12 protein-coding genes are annotated in these 16,457 nt (G+C 67.8%); 3 read left to right on the forward strand and 9 right to left on the reverse strand.

The features are described from left to right. Window positions 1–204 precede the first annotated feature (204 nt). Entirely contained in the window at window positions 205–2,430 is a 2,226-nt protein-coding gene (locus U9J39_RS11830; RefSeq protein ID WP_326347111.1) for a TonB-dependent receptor, read from the forward strand. A gap of 49 nt (window positions 2,431–2,479) precedes the next feature. Here U9J39_RS11830 and U9J39_RS11835 read toward each other — a convergent pair whose 3' ends face one another. The 8 genes from U9J39_RS11835 to hppD form a co-directional block, all read right to left on the reverse strand. Continuing rightward, window positions 2,480–3,481 (reverse strand): Bug family tripartite tricarboxylate transporter substrate binding protein, encoded by a 1,002-nt coding sequence (locus tag U9J39_RS11835; RefSeq protein WP_326347112.1) that lies wholly within the window; start codon window positions 3,479–3,481, stop codon window positions 2,480–2,482. Window positions 3,482–3,653: 172 nt separating this feature from the next. After that, window positions 3,654–4,514, reverse strand: a complete 861-nt coding sequence (locus tag U9J39_RS11840; RefSeq protein WP_373429566.1) for a MipA/OmpV family protein — start codon at window positions 4,512–4,514, stop codon at window positions 3,654–3,656. A gap of 146 nt (window positions 4,515–4,660) precedes the next feature. Next, window positions 4,661–6,868 (reverse strand): xanthine dehydrogenase family protein molybdopterin-binding subunit, encoded by a 2,208-nt coding sequence (locus U9J39_RS11845; RefSeq protein WP_326347113.1) that lies wholly within the window; start codon window positions 6,866–6,868, stop codon window positions 4,661–4,663. Further along, the gene (locus U9J39_RS11850; protein ID WP_326347114.1) at window positions 6,865–7,863 is read right to left on the reverse strand and encodes an FAD binding domain-containing protein; all 999 of its coding nucleotides are present in this window, start codon (window positions 7,861–7,863) and stop codon (window positions 6,865–6,867) included. Before U9J39_RS11850 ends, U9J39_RS11845 begins: the two co-directional genes overlap by 4 nt. Before the next feature lie 8 nt (window positions 7,864–7,871). Further along, the gene (locus U9J39_RS11855) at window positions 7,872–8,441 is read right to left on the reverse strand and encodes a 2Fe-2S iron-sulfur cluster-binding protein (RefSeq protein ID WP_116314272.1); all 570 of its coding nucleotides are present in this window, start codon (window positions 8,439–8,441) and stop codon (window positions 7,872–7,874) included. Window positions 8,442–8,680: 239 nt separating this feature from the next. After that, window positions 8,681–9,877, reverse strand: coding sequence for an amino acid aminotransferase (locus U9J39_RS11860; RefSeq protein ID WP_326347115.1), 1,197 nt, complete (start codon window positions 9,875–9,877; stop codon window positions 8,681–8,683). Window positions 9,878–9,991: 114 nt separating this feature from the next. Continuing rightward, complete coding sequence (locus tag U9J39_RS11865) at window positions 9,992–11,386, reverse strand: amino acid permease (RefSeq protein WP_115713463.1); 1,395 nt, start codon at window positions 11,384–11,386, stop codon at window positions 9,992–9,994. Between the two features lie 182 nt (window positions 11,387–11,568). Beyond that, window positions 11,569–12,648 (reverse strand): 4-hydroxyphenylpyruvate dioxygenase, encoded by a 1,080-nt coding sequence (gene hppD / locus U9J39_RS11870; RefSeq protein ID WP_116298045.1) that lies wholly within the window; start codon window positions 12,646–12,648, stop codon window positions 11,569–11,571. 237 nt (window positions 12,649–12,885) lie between these two features. Between hppD and U9J39_RS11875 the strand changes: the two genes are divergently transcribed. Beyond that, entirely contained in the window at window positions 12,886–13,359 is a 474-nt protein-coding gene (locus tag U9J39_RS11875; RefSeq protein ID WP_115683172.1) for an Lrp/AsnC family transcriptional regulator, read from the forward strand. Between the two features lie 10 nt (window positions 13,360–13,369). Here U9J39_RS11875 and U9J39_RS11880 read toward each other — a convergent pair whose 3' ends face one another. Further along, window positions 13,370–15,313 carry a PAS domain-containing sensor histidine kinase gene (locus U9J39_RS11880; protein ID WP_326347116.1) on the reverse strand — a complete coding sequence of 648 codons (1,944 nt, stop codon included), beginning with the start codon at window positions 15,311–15,313 and terminating at the stop codon, window positions 13,370–13,372. 496 nt (window positions 15,314–15,809) lie between these two features. On the opposite strand from U9J39_RS11880, the gene U9J39_RS11885 reads away from it, so the two are divergent. After that, window positions 15,810–16,433 carry a response regulator transcription factor gene (locus tag U9J39_RS11885; protein WP_062804161.1) on the forward strand — a complete coding sequence of 208 codons (624 nt, stop codon included), beginning with the start codon at window positions 15,810–15,812 and terminating at the stop codon, window positions 16,431–16,433. Window positions 16,434–16,457: the final 24 nt, after the last annotated feature.

The raw sequence follows: 16,457 nt of genomic DNA on the forward strand, positions 1-16,457 counted from the left end.
CAACGAGTGGCGACATCAGGCTGGGGCGACAGCGGATGAAAAGGGACTCTATCACGGCAATCCGCGCCAGGCGCGTTCGCGGTACAGGCTGCGAGCGCCGCGCCGTTTGCGTGGAAGACATGCTTGCTAACACAATCGCGAATCATTATCATTCCCGGTTTTGTTACAAATCATCAGGACGCTGCGCGCGCGCCTGCTGCCACCATGCAACCCCTTCCGGCCTTCTCTGCCCGTTCCGCTTTCCGTCCCCGCCCTTTGTCCGTGCTGATTTGTGCCATCGCGGGGACGATGCCGATGCTTGCCGTCGCCCAGGCGCAGGCCCCGGGGGCCTCGGTGGACGGGGGCAGCCTGAATGCCGTGGAGGTGCGGGTCGACCGTATCAAGAGCGACCTGGTCAACCCGATGCGGCAGGTCACGGTGATCGAGCGCGAGGAGCTGGACGAGCTGCGCACGGGTTCGACCAACCTTGCCACCATGCTGAGCAAGGTCATTCCGGGCATGGCCGATTCCAGCCGCACGGTGACGGATTTCGGCCAGACCCTGCGCGGGCGCAGCGCGCTGGTGCTGGTCGACGGCATCCCGCTGAATACCAACCGCGACTCGGCGCGCAACCTGGCCACCATCGATCCCAGCAATATCGAGCGCATCGAGGTGCTGCGCGGCAGCAGCGCGCTCTACGGGGCGGGCGCCAGCGGCGGCATCATCTCGATCACCACCCGCCAGGCCGGCGGGCCGCCGAGCGCGGATACCACGGTGACGCTGGGCACGCCGCTGACGCGGCTGAGCAGGGAAGGGCTGAGCGCCAACGTGCAGCAGCATTTTTCCGGCAGCCAGGGGCCGATCGACTATGCCTTCCACCTGGGCGCGCAGCGCATCGGCAGCCCCTACGATGCCGAAGGCCACCGCATTGCGCCGGAGCCCAGCCAGGGCGATCTGTTCGATTCCAACGTCTACAACCTGAGCGGCAAGCTGGGCTGGCGCATCGATGGCCAGCAGCGCCTGCAGCTGAGCGTCAGCCGGTACCAGGCCAAGCAGGACACCGACTATGCGTCCGATCCGTCGGTGGCCCGGGCGCCGGCCGGCTCCACCGCCGCGCGCGCGATTCGCGGCCTGCAGCTGGAGAACCAGAACGAGCTGCGCAATACCGTGGTCAACCTGGACTACCAGCACCAGGACCTGTTCGGCAGCACGGTATCGAGCCAGTTCTACTACCGCGACTACTTCACGCGTTTCCCGCCCTTCGACGCGCGCGCGGTGGCCACGCGCGGCGGCAATATCGACCAGATCAGCCAGAACAGCGATGTCTTCGGCGGCCGCCTGACCATCAGCACGCCGCTGGGCCAGGCCAAGGCCACCAAGCTGCTGTGGGGCGCCGACTACAACCAGGAGCGCAGCGACATGCCGCTGGACCTGTTCGATCCGCGCGCCTACGACAGCAGCGGGGGGCTGGTCTTCAACCGCATCGGCACGGCCACCTACATGCCGCCGCTGACCACGCGCAGTGGCGGCATCTTCGGCCAGCTGCAGCACAAGTTCAGCGAGCAGTGGTCGGCCGAGGGCGGCCTGCGCTATGAGCGCGCCAGCGCCAGCTTCGATGATTTCGTGCCGCTGTCGCAATCGCGCGTGAGCAACCCGGCCACGGTCAAGGGCGGCACGGTCAACTATGGCGCCTGGCTGTTCAACCTGGGCGCGGCCTATGCGCCGGTCAAGGGCCAGGAGTTCTATGCCTCGTTCAGCCAGGGCTTCCAGCTGCCGGACATCGGCCTGCAGATCCGCAATGCGCGCGCCGGCTTCGATATCAATTCGTCCAGCCTGGACCCGGTAAAGACCAACAACTATGAAGTGGGCTGGCGCGGCGCGCTGGGCAATACGCTGGCGAGCGTGGCGCTGTTCTACACCACCTCCAAGCTTGGCGACGTGCAGAGCTTCAACAACGGCCTGATCCTGACCCGCACCGAGGAGCGCATCGCGGGCGTGGAAGCGGCCGCCGACTACCGCTCGGACGACGAGCGCTGGGGCGCGGGCGGCACCATCACCTGGATCAACGGACGCGAGCGGCCGCAAGGCAGCGCGGACTTCCAGGACATGACCGGTTACCGCATTCCGCCGCTCAAGGTCACGGCGTACCTGCAGTTCCGTCCCGTGAGCCAGTGGAGCAACCGCGTGCAGCTGAGCTACTACGCCAGCCGCGACTACCGGCTCAACGGCCAGAACAGCTTTGGCCGGCGCGAGGTCAGCAGCTATACCACCGTGGACCTGATCAGCCGCTATGAACTGACGCGCAAGGATACGATCACGGTCGGCATCGAGAACCTGTTCAACCGCAACTACTACCCGCTGTACAGCCAGCTGCTGCGCAACAGCAACAACACCAGCCGGCTGCCGGCAGCGGGCATCACGCTGACGGCGATGTACCAGCACCGCTGGTAAGCGCGGTGCGGCGTGGCTGGCGGCGCCTGCCGCCGCCAGCCCGCGCTCTTTAGTCGAGCGTGATCTTGCCCGCCTTGACGATCTCCGCATAGCGCCTGGTATCGCGCTCGATCAGCTTGCGGAACTCCTCGGGCGTACCGCCCACCGGCACAAAGCCGAGGTCGGTCAGCTTCTTCGTGACTTCAGGGCTGCGCGTGGCCGCGGCGATTTCCCGGGCCATGCGCGCGACGATCGGCTGCGGCGTGCCGGCCGGCGCCAGCAGGCCCGTCCATGAACTCATGACGAAGCCGGGGAAGCCGGCTTCTTCCATGGTCGGGATATTGGGCTCGCCCGGCCAGCGTTTGGCCGAGGCGACGGCCAGCACGCTGATCTTGCCGGACTTGACGTGCGGCATCGGCACCAGCAGCGGGTCGAACGCCACCGAGACCTCGCCGGACACCAGTGCCGGCAGGATCGGCGCGCTGCCGTTGTAGGGCACGTGGGTGAGCTTGAGCTTCGATTCCATCGCCAGGCGCTCGCCGGTCAGGTGGGCGGAGCTGCCGACGCCGCTGGAGCCGAAGGTCAGCGTGTCGGGATGCTTCCTGCCGTAGTCGACCAGCTCGGCCACGGTCTTGACCGGCAGCTTCTTGCTGGCGAACAGGAACAGCGGCAGCTCGGCCATTTCCGCCACCGGCACCAGGTCGGCGGGTTTGTAGCTGAGTTTGGAATACAGCGACATGTTGGCGCTGTAGGCCGCCAGCACCGAGACAAAGGTGTAGCCGTCCGCGGCCGAGCGCGCGGCCACGCCGACGCCCAGGGTGCTGTTGGCACCGGGCTTGTTCTCGATGATGATGGGCTGGCCCAGCCGTTGCGAGACCTGCTCGAACACGACTCGCGAGACCGTGTCGGTGGAGCCGCCCGGGGTGTAGGGCACGATCACCTTGATCGGCTTGGCCGGCCATGCGTCGGCGGCGAGGGCGGTGGGGGCGGTGTGGAGGGCGGCCACGCCGGCAACGGCGATGGCGATGGAACGCGCGCGGCGCGCGGCGCGATGCTTGATGCTGGACTTCAACTACGTCTCCTTCTTTGGCATGCCTGGCAATCCCCTGGCGGGGCTGCGGCCGGGACTCCGGCCGGCCAATTATGCGGGACGCAGTCTGCGCGGTGCCGCGCCAACGGCAGCCGGAACACGGGCGCGGGCCATCCAATGTGCGATAGTCGAACCAGGCTGGCCGCGACGATCGTCAGAATTCGTAGTTGACCGACACGTCGAACACTGCATTGGTCCGCTTGCGCGTGATCGGGCTGTCGGCCGCGTCGCCAGCCAGCTGCGATACCGCCACGTCAGAGCTGGCAAACCAGTGTTTGGCGAAGTACCACACCGAGGTCACGCCGAAGCCGTATGACTTGATCCCGCCGCGCGCGTGGTACTGCGGCCGGCCGGCGCGCGCCTGCGCGGCGCTGACGCCGTACCAGGCGTTCATGTAGCGCGAGTCGGCCAGCGTGACGGTGGGGCCGGCGAACCAGAAGAATTTCTCCGAGCTGCCGGGCAGCGGCATATAGGCGCCGATATCGCCGACCCAGCCGTCGCTGCCGCCCAGGCTGCGGCGCGCGTCGATGCGCAGCACCAGCGGAAATTCCTTCGAGACCGCGTATTCGGCGAACAGCTTGCCTTCCGGCGCCGGGTTGATATTGCCCATGCCGTCCAGGTGCGGCGAGTCTTCCTGCCCGCGCCGGCCCAGGTTGTAGGTGAGCGCGATGCCGGCGCGCCAGTTCCTGCCGCGCAGCAGGTTCACGCCCAGCCCTTCGCCGATCGACGCAAAGGCAAGGTCGCGGTAGCGGATGTCGATGCTGGGGCCGCCGATCACGATGTACTCGGACGAACCGTCGTAGCGCGGCCGCAGCATCGCCGCGGCGCCAAGCCGGACCTGCCAGTCGGGGATGTCGTCCTGGAACAGCTTCTGCAGCGGAATGCCGGCGGAGAACTGCCATTCGGCCAGCGGTGCCGGCGTCTGGGCGCCGGCCCGGCCGGCGGCCAGCAGCGCGCCGGTGGCCAGCAGCAGGGCGATGCACGAGGAAGTACGCGGTGGAATTCGCTCGGTCATGGCAGCCTCCGTGCCCGCATGGCGGGCAGCCAGGTTGCGGGCGCTGGGCCCGTGGGCGACATCTTTCCACCGGATCGCGGCCGGCGCAACCACTGGCGCAGCCAGCGCGGTGCCTGCAGATCCCTGCCTGGTGACGAAAAGGCGTTTCAGTCGAGCAGCTTGTCCAGCGTGATCGGCAAGTCGCGCACGCGCCGGCCGGTGGCGTGGTATACGGCATTGGCAATGGCCGCGGCCACGCCCACGATGCCGATCTCGCCGATGCCCTTGGTGCCGAGCGCGTTGATATGCGGATCGTCCTCGTCCACCACCGTGATCTCGATGGTGCCGATGTCGGCATTGACCGGCACGTGGTACTCGGCCAGGTTGGCGTTGGCGACGCGCCCGGTGGCCAGGTCCAGCTCGGTCTTCTCGTGCAGCGCCATGCCGATGCCCCAGACGATGCCGCCCATCAGCTGGCTGTGCGCGGTCTTGCGGTTCAGCAGCCGGCCGGCGCCGTAGCTGGCAACGACGCGGTGAACGCGGATCTCGCCCAGGTCCGGATCGACGCGGACTTCGGCAAAGACCGCGCCGAAAGCATGCATGGAATACGCCTGGCGCTCCTTGCCGGGTTTGGTGCTGGCGCGGCCCTCGATTGCTCGCCCGCCCGCACGCCGGATCGGCGCGGACATCGGTTCGCGCTGTGCCGGATCCGAGCGGCGTTGCAGCCAGCCTTCGACGATTTCGACATCCTCCACCGGCGCGCCAGACAACGGCGAGGCGGTATCGGCCACAGCCTGGCGGACCAGGCGCAGCCGTGCCGCTTCGGCCGCCTGCTGCACGGCGGGCGCGACGCTGGCCACGGACTGCGAGCCGCCAGACACCGGGGCTTCCGGGAAGGCCGTGTCGCCCAGTTCAAAGCGTACGTGCTCCGGCGGCAGGCCCAGCGCATCGGCGGCGACCTGCGTCATCACCGTATAGGTGCCGGTGCCGAGGTCCTGCGAGCCCGAACGCACCAGCGCCGTACCGTCCGGCAGCAGGCGTACCATCGCGCTGGCCGGCGAGCGGTAGGTGGGGTAGGTGGCGGTGGCCATGCCCAGTCCGACCAACTTGCCGTCGGCCTGCATCGAGCGCGGGGCGGGATCGCGGCGGGCCCAGCCGAAGCGCTCGGCGGCGTCGCGATAGCATTGACGCAGCGACTTGCTCGAGAACGGCAGCTGCTTGTCCGGATCGGTGTCGGCGTGGTTGCGCAGGCGCAGTGCGAGCGGGTCGAGTCCCAGCCGCTCGGCCAGTTCGTCGAGCGCGCATTCCAGCGCAAAGCTGCCGGGCGCTTCACCCGGCGCGCGCATGAAGGTGGGCGTGCCGATGTCCAGCTCGACCAGCCGGTGGCTGGTCTGCACGTTGGCGCAGGCGTAGAGCCGGCGCGTGAGCAGCGCGGCGGATTCAACCCATTCCTCGATCATGGAAGTGCATGTGGTCACGTCATGGCGTAAGGCTTGCAGCGCGCCGTCGGCGGCCGCGGCGGCAACCACATGCTGCTCGGTAACAGGCCGCCCGCCCACCGGGCCGAACATCTGGGTCCGTTCCACCACCAGCCTGACCGGACGGCTGACCTGCCGCGCCGCCATCGCGGCCAGGACCACGTGCGACCACACCGAGCCCTTGCAGCCAAAGCCGCCGCCCACGTACGGGCAGATCACGCGCACCTTGTCGGCAGCGATGCCGAACGCGGCGGCGACGGCCTTGCGCACGCCGGTGACGTATTGCGTCGCGTCGTACAGGGTGAGCTGGTCGCCATCCCACGCCGCGAGGGTGGCATGCGGCTCCATCGGGTTGTGGGTTTCCATCGGCGTGGTGTAGACCGCGTCGATCACGGCGGCGGCGCCGCGCCGGCCCGCATCGGGATCGCCGCGGCGGCTGTCGGCGGATTCGTCCTCGTCAGGCTTGCGGGCCCGCGCGCGCGCCTGCGCGAAGTCCAGTACGGCATCGCCCTGCCGGTATTGCACCGGCACGCAGCGCGCGGCGTCGCGGGCCTGCTCGAGCGTATCGGCCACCACCACGGCGATGGGCTGGTTGTTGTAGTGGACCGTGGTGTCCTGCAGCAGGCTCATCACGTGGCCGGCGGTGGGGATGTCCGCGGCCGCCTTGCCGGCCCTGGGCAGGTGCGGGGCGTTGAACGGCGTCAGCACCAGCCGCACGCCCGGCATGCGTTCGCACGCGGCGGTGTCGATGGCGACGATCTCGCCGCGGGCGATGGCGCTGGTGACCATCACCGCATGGACCAGTCCCGGCAGCGTGTGGTCGGCGGTGTAGCGGGCGCGGCCGGTGACCTTGGAGATGCCGTCGACGCGGTCGAGCGGGGTGCCGGTTATGCTCATGCCGAAGCTCCTGACGGGCCGCTGGCAACCTTCAGCGCGAGGGCGACGGCGCGCTGCGCCAGGCCGATCTTGAACGCGTTGTGCGCATACGGGTGCGCGCCGTCGAGCAGCAGCCGCGCCGCGTCGGCCGCGCTGTGCGCGCTCAGCGGCCGGCCTGCCAGCGCGCGCTCCGCCGCGGGCACGCGCCACGGCTTGTGCGCCACGCCGCCCAGCGCCAGCCGCGCGCTGTGCACCAGCTTGCCGTCGAGTTCGAGCGCCGCGGCCACCGAGACCAGGGCGAAGGCAAAGCTGGAGCGGTCCCGCACCTTCAAGTAGTGCGCATGGGCGGCGTAGGGCGAGGGCGGCAGGTCGATGGCAACGATCAGCTCGCCGGGGGCCAGCATGGTGTCGCACTGCGGGGTATCGCCGGGCAGGCGGTGGAAGTCGCCGATTGGGATGCGGCGCTCGCCGGTGGTGGCGCGCACCACGATCACGGCCTCGAGCGCGGCCAGCGCCACGCACATGTCGGACGGATGCACAGCGATGCAATGCTCGCTGGCGCCGAGGATGGCATGGATGCGGTTGATGCCGTCGCGCGCGCCGCAGCCCGAGCCGGGCTTGCGCTTGTTGCAGGCCGGGAAGCCCAGGTCATAGAAGTAATGGCAGCGGGTACGCTGCAGCAGGTTGCCGCCCACCGTGGCCATATTGCGCAGCTGCCCGGACGCGCCCGACAGCAGCGCCTGCGCCAGCAGCGGATAGCGTTCGCGCACCAGCGCATGGTTGGCCGCATCGGTGTTGCTGGCCATCGCGCCCAGGCGCAGGCCGCCATCGGGCAGCGCCGCGATCTGGTCCAGCGGCAGCCGGCTGACGTCGACCAGCAGCCGCGGCGCTTCCACGCCGGCCTTGACCAGGTCCAGCAGGTTGGTGCCGCCGGCCACATAGCGCGCGCCCGGCTGGCTCCCCAGGCGCATGGCCTCGTCGACCGAGCCCGGCCGTTCATAAGCGAAAGGATTCATACCCAGCCTTAGCTGCCGCCCTTGCCGCAGGCGGCGCGGACCGCGGCGACGATATTGGGGTAAGCGCCGCAGCGGCACAGGTTGCCGCTCATGCGCTCGCGGATCTCGTCGTCGCCGAGCGGCAGCGGCGGCGCGCCCAGCGGCCGCACCGCGCTGGCATGGCCGGCCTGCGCCTCGGCCAGCATGCCTACCGCCGAGCAGATCTGGCCGGGGGTGCAGAAGCCGCACTGCAGCGCGTCGTGGGTGACGAAGGCCTGCTGCATCGGGTGCAGCGTATCGCCGCTGGCCAGGCCTTCGATGGTGGTGATGTGGCGGCCTTCCTGCATCACCGCAAGCGTCAGGCAGGCGTTGATGCGGCGGCCTTCGACCAGCACCGTGCAGGCGCCGCACTGGCCGCGGTCGCAGCCCTTCTTGGCGCCGGTCAGATGGAGGATTTCACGCAGCGCGTCGAGCAGCGTGCAGCGCGGTTCCAGCTGCAGCGTGCAGGGCTTGCCGTTGACATGGAGCGTCACTGCGCGGGTGGCCGCGCCTGGCGGGGCGGTGGTGCTGCAATGGGCCGGTACGTTGTCTTCGGACATGGGCGAGCCTTCTGTCGGCGTCCCGGCATGTCGTCGGAAGGCGCCGGGAATACCGGAAGGCTGCAAGTTCAGTGCCGGGCAGCGCCCCGGCCATGGCGCCGCAGGCGGTACGGCTACACGGGGGCGCAAGCGTCAAAAACGCCACGCGGTGCGTGTAGAAATTACGCTGGGTGAATCCGCGCGCCACAAAACAAAAACGGCGCCCGGAGGCGCCGCCATGAGGCCGTGTGGAACCGGGTTCAGCCCTTCAGCACGCTGCCGATGGCCTTGGCCACGATGCCGACATTGCCCTCGTTCAGCCCGGCCACGCACATGCGGCCCGAGCGCAGCAGGTACACGCCGTGCTGCTCGCGCAGGCGCCCGGCCTGGTCGGCGGTGAGGCCGGTGTAGGTGAACATGCCGCGCTGGGTCAGGTAGCGCGACAGCGCCTCGCCGCTGACATGGTCGCGCAGATTGTGGTGGATGGCCTCGCGCATGCGCGCGATGCGGCCGCACATCTGGGCCAGTTCCTGTTCCCACAGCTGGCGCAGCTCGGGCGTGGTCAGCACCTTGGCGACCACGCGCGCACCGTGCGTGGGCGGGTTGCTGTAGTTGGCGCGCACCGCGCCGGTCAGCTGGCCCAGCACGTTCGATGCTTCGGCCGCGGTGTTGCAGAACACGCTCAGGCCGCCGCAGCGCTCGCCGTACAGCGAGAAGTTCTTCGAGAACGAGTTGGCTACCAGGCAGGGCACGTCCTGCGCCACCAGTTCGCGGATGGCGAAGGCGTCGTCTTCCAGGCCGGCGCCAAAACCCTGGTAGGCCATGTCGACGAACGGCAGCAGCTGGTTGGCCTTGAGCAGCGCGATCAGCTGGCGCCACTGGTCCTGGTTCAGGTCGACACCGGTCGGGTTGTGGCAGCACGCGTGCAGCAGCACGATGCTGCCGGCCGGGATCGCGCGCAGCGCGTCCATCATGGCGTCGAACTTCAGGCCGCCGGTGGCGTCGTCATAGTACGGGTAGGTATTGACGGTAAATCCGGCGCGCTCGAACACCACGCGGTGGTTTTCCCAGCTGGGGTCGCTGATCCACACCTGCGCCTGCGGGTAGTAGCGCTTGAGGAAATCAGCGCCCACGCGCAGCGCGCCCGAGCCGCCCAGCGTCTGCAGCGTGGCGATGCGGCCGGCGGCGCGCGCCGGCGAGTCCTCGCCGAACACCAGCGCCTGCACGGCGTTGCGGTAGGCCGCCAGGCCCGACATCGGCAGGTAGGGGCGCGGACCCATGTCGGCCAGCAGCGCGGCCTCGGCCTGCGCCACCGCCTGCATCACCGGCAGGCGGCCGTCGTCGTCAAAGTAGATGCCGATGCTCAGGTTGACCTTGTCGGTGCGCGGGTCACGCTGGAAGTCCTCGTTGAGCGAGAGGATCGGATCGCCGGGAAAGGCCTCGATGTGTGCGAACATGGGATGCGATGGAGTTGGGTCGGGGGCGGCTGCCGCGGCGCAAGGCGCCGCGCAGCCTGGGATTTTAACCGGCGGCGCCCGCGGCCTGCAGGCGCCAGCCTGGCTGGGGGGCGGTCAGCGCAGTTGCTGCGCGGCCACACCGGCTTGCAGCGCGGCGCCGGCCTTCTTCTGGCGCACCAGGTAGCTCACGCCGAGCACCACCAGCCACACCGGGATCAGGTACACCGAGAGGCGCAGGCCTTCGGTCAGGTACATCACCACCAGGATGCCGGCCAGGAACACCAGGCACAGGTAGTTGGTCAGCGGATAGCCCCAGCTCTGGAACGCCGTGGCCTGGCCGGCCTTGCGCTTGTCGGCGCGGAACTTCAGGTGGATCAGGCTGATCATGGCCCAGTTGATGATCAGCGCCGACACCACCAGCCCCATCAGCAGCTCGAAGGCCTTGCCCGGCATGAAGTAGTTGATCACCACGCAGGCCGCGGTGGCCACCGCCGAGAACGCCAGTGCCGTCAGCGGGATGCCGCGCTGGTTGACCTTGAGCAGCGCCTTGGGTGCATTACCCTGCTTGGCCAGGCCGTACAGCATGCGGCTGTTGCAGTACACGCCGCTGTTGTAGACCGACAGCGCCGCGGTCAGCACCACCACGTTCAGCACGTTGGCCACCCAGTTGCTGTTCAGCGCGTGGAAGATCAGCACGAACGGGCTGCCGCCGGTGACCACGTTCTCCCACGGGTACAGCGATAGCAGCACCGCCAGCGCGCCCACATAGAAGATCAGGATACGGTAGATCACCTGGTTGGTGGCCTTGGGGATGGTCTTCTCGGGCGAGTCCGCCTCGGCCGCGGTGATTCCTACCAGTTCCAGGCCGCCGAACGAGAACATGATCACCGCCATGGCCATCACCAGGCCGCCCATGCCGTTGGGGAAGAAGCCGCCGTGCTGCCAAAGGTTGGCCACGCTGGCCTGCGGGCCGGCGTTGCCGGACAGCAGCAGGTAGCCGCCGAAGCCGATCATGCCGATGATCGCCGCGACCTTGATGATCGAGAACCAGAATTCCATCTCGCCGAAGGACTTCACGCTGGCCAGGTTGATCGCGTTGATGATGACGAAGAACGCCAGCGCCGAGACCCAGGTGGGAATCTCGGGCCACCAGTACTGCACGTAGATGCCGACGGCCGAAAGCTCGGCCATGCTCACCAGGATATACAGCACCCAGTAGTTCCAGCCCGACAGGAAGCCGGCGAAGTGGCCGCAGTACTTGTCGGCAAAGTAGCTGAACGAGCCGGCGACGGGCTCGTCCACCACCATCTCGCCGAGCTGGCGCATGATGAAGAACGCGACGATGCCGGCGATGGCATAGCCCAGCAGGACCGAAGGTCCCGCCATCTTGATGGTCTGGGCGATGCCCAGGAAAAGTCCGGTGCCGATGGCGCCACCCAGGGCGATCAGCTGGATGTGCCGGTTCTTCAGCCCGCGCTTGAGCGAGCCGTCATTGTTGCTGGAATGCATGCAGTGTTTCCTCTACCCATTCTCATGGAATGCGGGCCCGCGTCTCTGGCTATTGTCGGAGTCGGACGCTTGGGCCTGGGGGTCGTCGCCGCGCGCGCGGCAGGGTGTCTGCCGCGCGGGGCGTGCGCGTTGCCGGACCGGCGCGCCGACGAAGGCGGCCGGTCAGTGCTGGCCGATGCCGGTCAGGCCTCGACCTTGAGCGTGCCGCGTTCGATCTGGTCGCGTTCCAGCGACTCGAACAGTGCCTTGAAGTTGCCTTCGCCGAAGCCTTCGTCGCCCTGGCGCTGGATGAACTCGAAGAACACCGGGCCGAGCGCGGTCTTGGAGAAGATCTGCAGCAGCAGACGGGGCTTGCCGCCTTCGGTGGTGCCGTCCAGCAGGATGCCGCGCGACTTCAGTTGCTCGACGGGCTGGCCGTGGCCGGGCAGGCGGGTGTCGAGCGCCTCGTAGTAGTAGTCGTTCGGTGCGGTCATCAGCGGCACGCCGGCCAGTTGCAGGCGGTCGATGACTTCGATCAGGTTGTCGGTCAGGAAGGCGATGTGCTGGATGCCTTCGCCGTTGAAGGCCATCAGGAACTCTTCGATCTGCCCGGCGCCCTTAGACGATTCCTCGTTCAGCGGAATGCGGATTTTACCATCCGGCGCGGTCATGGCCTTGGAGGCCAGGCCGGTGTATTCGCCCTGGATGTCGAAGTAGCGGATTTCGCGGAAATTGAACAACTTTTCGTAGAAATTGGCCCAATACGCCATGCGGCCACGGTAGACGTTGTGGGTCAGGTGGTCGATCAGCTTGAGGCCGTGACCGACCGGATGGCGGTCGACGCCCTCGATGAACTCGAAGTCGATGTCATAGATCGACTTGCCTTCCTCGAAGCGGTCGATCAGGTACAGCGGCGCGCCGCCAATGCCCTTGATCGCCGGCAGGCGCAGCTCCATCGGGCCGGTCGGGATCTCGACCGGCTGCGCGCCCAGTGCCAGCGCGCGCGCATAGGCCTTGTGCGAATCCTTGACGCGGAAAGCCATGCCGCAGGCGCTGGGGCCGTGCTCGGCGGCAAAGTAGGCGGCGTGGCTGTGCGGCTCGCGGTTGACGATGAAGTTCACGTCGCCCTGGCGGTACAGCACCACATCCTTGGAACGGTGCTTTGCCACCAGCGTGAAACCCATCTGCTCGAACAGTGGCTCAAGCACGTTGGGGGTGGGCGAGGCGAATTCCACGAATTCGAAGCCCATCAGCTGCATCGGATTGTCAAACAGGTCGGCCATGGCTTTCTCGGTAAGAACGTAGGGGCGGGAAATAATATTGTGGCTTCAGCACTTGCTTGCGCAGTCGCGCCGGGGCCAGCCGGCTCGGCACCGGAGCCCTGTCTGCAGGGGTTTGCGGTGCGCTTGCTTGGGATGCAGTGTATATTCGGGGCGGCAAAATTGGATTTCGTAAAACAGGCAGGGAAACCCTAGATTATGAAATTTGATTTCCTGAATGCGTAAGATGAGGAAACCAAAGTGCAATCAATCGAGCTGGACCGCACCGATCGCCGCTTGCTCGGGGTGCTGCAGGAGCACGGGCGGGCATCCAACCTGGAACTGGCCGAGGCCATCGCGCTGTCGCCGGCGCAGACCTTGCGGCGCCACCGCCGGCTGGAAGAGGCCGGGCTGGTCAAGCGCTACGAGGCGCGGCTGGACGCCGCGGCGCTGGGCTTCGGCGTGGTGGCCTTTATCCATGTAACGATGGAGCGCGGGCATATCCGCGACCTGTCCAACTTCAAGCGGCTGGTGGCGGAACTGGCGCAGATCCAGGAGTGCTTCTCGGTGACGGGCGATATCGACTACGTGCTGAAGGTGGTCGCGCGCGACCTGAAATCGCTGTCGGATTTCCTGCTGGATACGCTGATGCGCATTCCGGGCGTCAGCGGCGTGAAGTCGAGCGTGTGCCTGGACGAGATCAAGTGCACCAGCGCGGTGCCGATGGAGTCCTGAAGCGGACCGGTCAGTCCTCGGGCAGATCGATGCGGTCGCACTGCACGTTCATCGCGCGGCAGACCGCACACCACGATGCCCGCGCGCCGGGGGCGGCTTCGTCGCGGGAACTGTCCTCGCTCACCATGCCGGCAGACGGCGCCAGGTCTTGCCCCTGGCCGGGGCCGGCTGGTTCCGGCTGCGGCGTCCTGGACGGCGGCGGCCGGCCGCCGCACGCCTGCGACACGGCGGCATCCAGGGCCTGCAGGCCCACCGGCTTGACCACCACGGCGTTCATGCCCGCGTCCAGGGCCGCGGCATGGTCGCTGGCGGCGGCACTGGCGGTGCAGCCGACGATGGGCACGCGGTGGTGGGCGTCGCCGCGGGCCCGCACCGCGCGCGTGAAGGCGAGGCCGTCCATCACCGGCATGGCGCAGTCGCAAACGATCACGTCGAATTTGTCGCGGTCCAGCGCGGCCAGCGCTTCGCAGCCATCGCACGCCGTGCTGACGCGGTGGCCCAGGTGTTCCAGCTGGCGTTGCAGCAGCAGGCGATTGGGGGCGTGGTCATCGATGACCAGGATGCAGGCGCCGCGCCGCGGACAACCCGCCACGGGCAATGGCGGCGCCGGCTCGGCCGGCTGCGGTGCGCTGGCGATTTGCAGCGGCAGCGACACCAGCACGCGCGTGCCCCGGCCCGGCTGGCTGGTGAGCGTGATGCCGCCGCCCATGGCAGTGGCCAGGCGCCGGCAGATGGCCAGTCCCAGCCCGGTGCCGCCGGCGTGGGTGCGCGCGCAGCCATGCACCTGCTCGAACGGCTGGAACAGCCGGACCTGGGCCTCGAAGGGAATGCCGACACCGCTGTCGGAGACCGTCAGCATGACGTGCTGGACGCCGTCGCAGGGCGCCTGCGCATCCAGGCGGACGTGGACCGTGCCGCTGTCGGTAAAGCGCACCGCATTGGACACCAGGTTGGCCAGGATCTGCCGGAAGCGCAGCGCGTCGACCTGATGCAGCGGCGCCAGCGCGGCGCTGACGCCGCTGGTCAGGGGCAAGCCCTTTTGCGCTGCCACGGGTCCGAAGATCAGCAGGGTATCGTCGACCAGCCCTGACAGCGACGCTGGCGCCGGGTGGATGCTGAACTTGCCGGCCTCCAGCTTGGACAGGTCGAGGAGGTCATCGATCAGCGCCAGCAGCCCCAGTGCCGACTTGTGCGCGGTGACCAGCTGCAGCCGCTGCTCGTCTGGCAACTGGCATTGCGCCAGCGTCAGCTCGAGCATGCCGGTGATGGCATTCATCGGCGTGCGGATCTCGTGGCTGACCGACGCCAGGAACGCGGACTTGGTGCGGTTGGCGGCTTCCGCCTCGGTCTTGGCCTGGGCCAGCTCGGCCAGCATCTGGTGGCGCTCGGTCAGGTCGACGCAGCCGCCAGCCAGGCCCTTGATGGAGCCGTCGGCGCCGCGCAGCGGGGTCAGCCAGTTCAGTACGTGCAGCGTGCGGTCGCCCAGGTGCAGGCACCGGTCCGCGTGCAGCGGTGCGCCGTCTTCGACGACCTGGCGGTAGTCGCGAGCCAGCTCGGCCATATCGGTGGCAAGGGGGTGTGCCGACAGCACGGCGTCCAGCGGCTGTCCCAGCAGGCTGCCGCGCGTGGCGCCAAGCAGTTCCTCATAGCTGCGGTTGCAGGCGATGAGCCGCAACGCCGCGTCGCGCAGGTAGACCGGCTGCGGAATGCCGTCAAGCAGCGCGGTCTGGATGGCAACGCAGTCTTGCAGGGCGGTTTCGGCGGCACGGCGTCGGCGCACCTCTCGGTACAGCGCGATGATCCACGCCAGCAGGCATGGCGTGATGACGCAGAGCACCCCGGTGGACCAGCCCAGCAGGTGCGCATGCGAATGCGCCGCTGGCGCGGACGCCGGCACGGTCGCCGCCAGCGCCGCGGTCAGCGCGCCATGCGACAGGCCGATGGCCACGGCCATGGCGCACGCGAGTCGCCGCGCACGCGCGCTCCGGCCGGCCCTTGCCGGGGCCGGGGCGGGTTGGGTGGAATCGACAGCAGCACGAAGCGGGCGCGTGGTGACGGGTGGCGAAGCAGAAGAGAGCGGACGGAGCGGCAAGCGGGTCGGCGAGGTCGGTGAAGTGCTTTCACTCTAGGGGCGCTGGCCCGCCATCTCATTAGGACGAATCTGAAATTGATACGGAAATTTCGAAATCGCGGGCACTTTGCCGTCGGCTGCGCCACATATAGAACACAATCTGGGCCCGCTTGCGGCGTGGTGGGAGGCATGTCGGCGGCACTGCAATGCCAGCACGTTTGCGGTGCATCACATGAACGGCACCGCCGCTATGGCAGGCGCGGCCTTTCGGAAGAAACCACCCGAGCCTCGGAAATTTCTGGTTTCGTAAGGCGCAAAGGCTTAGCACAATGATGTGCCCCCTCGCGCGGAAAACGCGATGTTTGCAACGGAGTACAGCTTGACCACAATCCTGATTGTCGATGACCACCCGCCCGTGCGTGCCGTACTCAAGACGCACTTTTCCCAGGTGCTGGGCATCACCCACGTGCTCGAGGCGGACAATGGCCAGGCGGCCATCGAGATCGTGCGGCAATACATGCCCGACGTGGTCATCCTGGATCTGGATATTCCCAAGATCAACGGGCTGGACGTGATTCCGCGCCTCAAGGCCAGCCATCCCACGGTGCGCATCCTGGTGATCTCGGGCCAGGACCAGAACGCCTTCGCCCCGCGCGCGCGCCATGCCGGCGCCCATGGCTTTGTCAGCAAGACGCAGGAGCTGGCCGAAATCGTGCGGTGCACGGAGTCGGTGCTGGCGGGCTATACGGTGATGCCGGAAATCGACCACGGCAAATCCGGGCTGGCCGACGAAGCCGAACGGCTGGCCTCGCTGTCGGACAAGGAACTGGTGGTCATGCAGATGCTGGCCAAGGGCATGTCGAACAAGGAAATTGGGCAGGTTTTGTTTATTTCCAACAAGACCGTCAGCACGCACAAGACCCGGGTGATGGAAAAACTGGGGGCAAAATCGATTGTCGATGTCATCGATTTTGCGCGGCGCCACCATATTGCGGTGGGATAGCGTGGACGCGGCCGAAGCGCAGTC

The sequence above is a fragment of the Cupriavidus sp. SS-3 genome (assembly GCF_035818815.1).
Classification (GTDB): Bacteria; Pseudomonadota; Gammaproteobacteria; order Burkholderiales; family Burkholderiaceae; genus Cupriavidus; species Cupriavidus taiwanensis_C.

Bases quoted from the DNA above. Each gene is read 5' to 3' on its own strand.
- U9J39_RS11830 (WP_326347111.1), top strand. From the start codon at position 205: ATGCAACCCCTTCCGGCCTTCTCTGCCCGTTCCGCTTTCCGTCCCCGC.
- U9J39_RS11840 (WP_373429566.1), bottom strand. From the start codon at position 4,514: ATGACCGAGCGAATTCCACCGCGTACTTCCTCGTGCATCGCCCTGCTG.
- U9J39_RS11845 (WP_326347113.1), bottom strand. From the start codon at position 6,868: ATGAGCATAACCGGCACCCCGCTCGACCGCGTCGACGGCATCTCCAAG.
- U9J39_RS11850 (WP_326347114.1), bottom strand. From the start codon at position 7,863: ATGAATCCTTTCGCTTATGAACGGCCGGGCTCGGTCGACGAGGCCATG.
- U9J39_RS11855 (WP_116314272.1), bottom strand. From the start codon at position 8,441: ATGTCCGAAGACAACGTACCGGCCCATTGCAGCACCACCGCCCCGCCA.
- U9J39_RS11860 (WP_326347115.1), bottom strand. From the start codon at position 9,877: ATGTTCGCACACATCGAGGCCTTTCCCGGCGATCCGATCCTCTCGCTC.
- U9J39_RS11865 (WP_115713463.1), bottom strand. From the start codon at position 11,386: ATGCATTCCAGCAACAATGACGGCTCGCTCAAGCGCGGGCTGAAGAAC.
- hppD (WP_116298045.1), bottom strand. From the start codon at position 12,648: ATGGCCGACCTGTTTGACAATCCGATGCAGCTGATGGGCTTCGAATTC.
- U9J39_RS11880 (WP_326347116.1), bottom strand. From the start codon at position 15,313: ATGGCCGTGGCCATCGGCCTGTCGCATGGCGCGCTGACCGCGGCGCTG.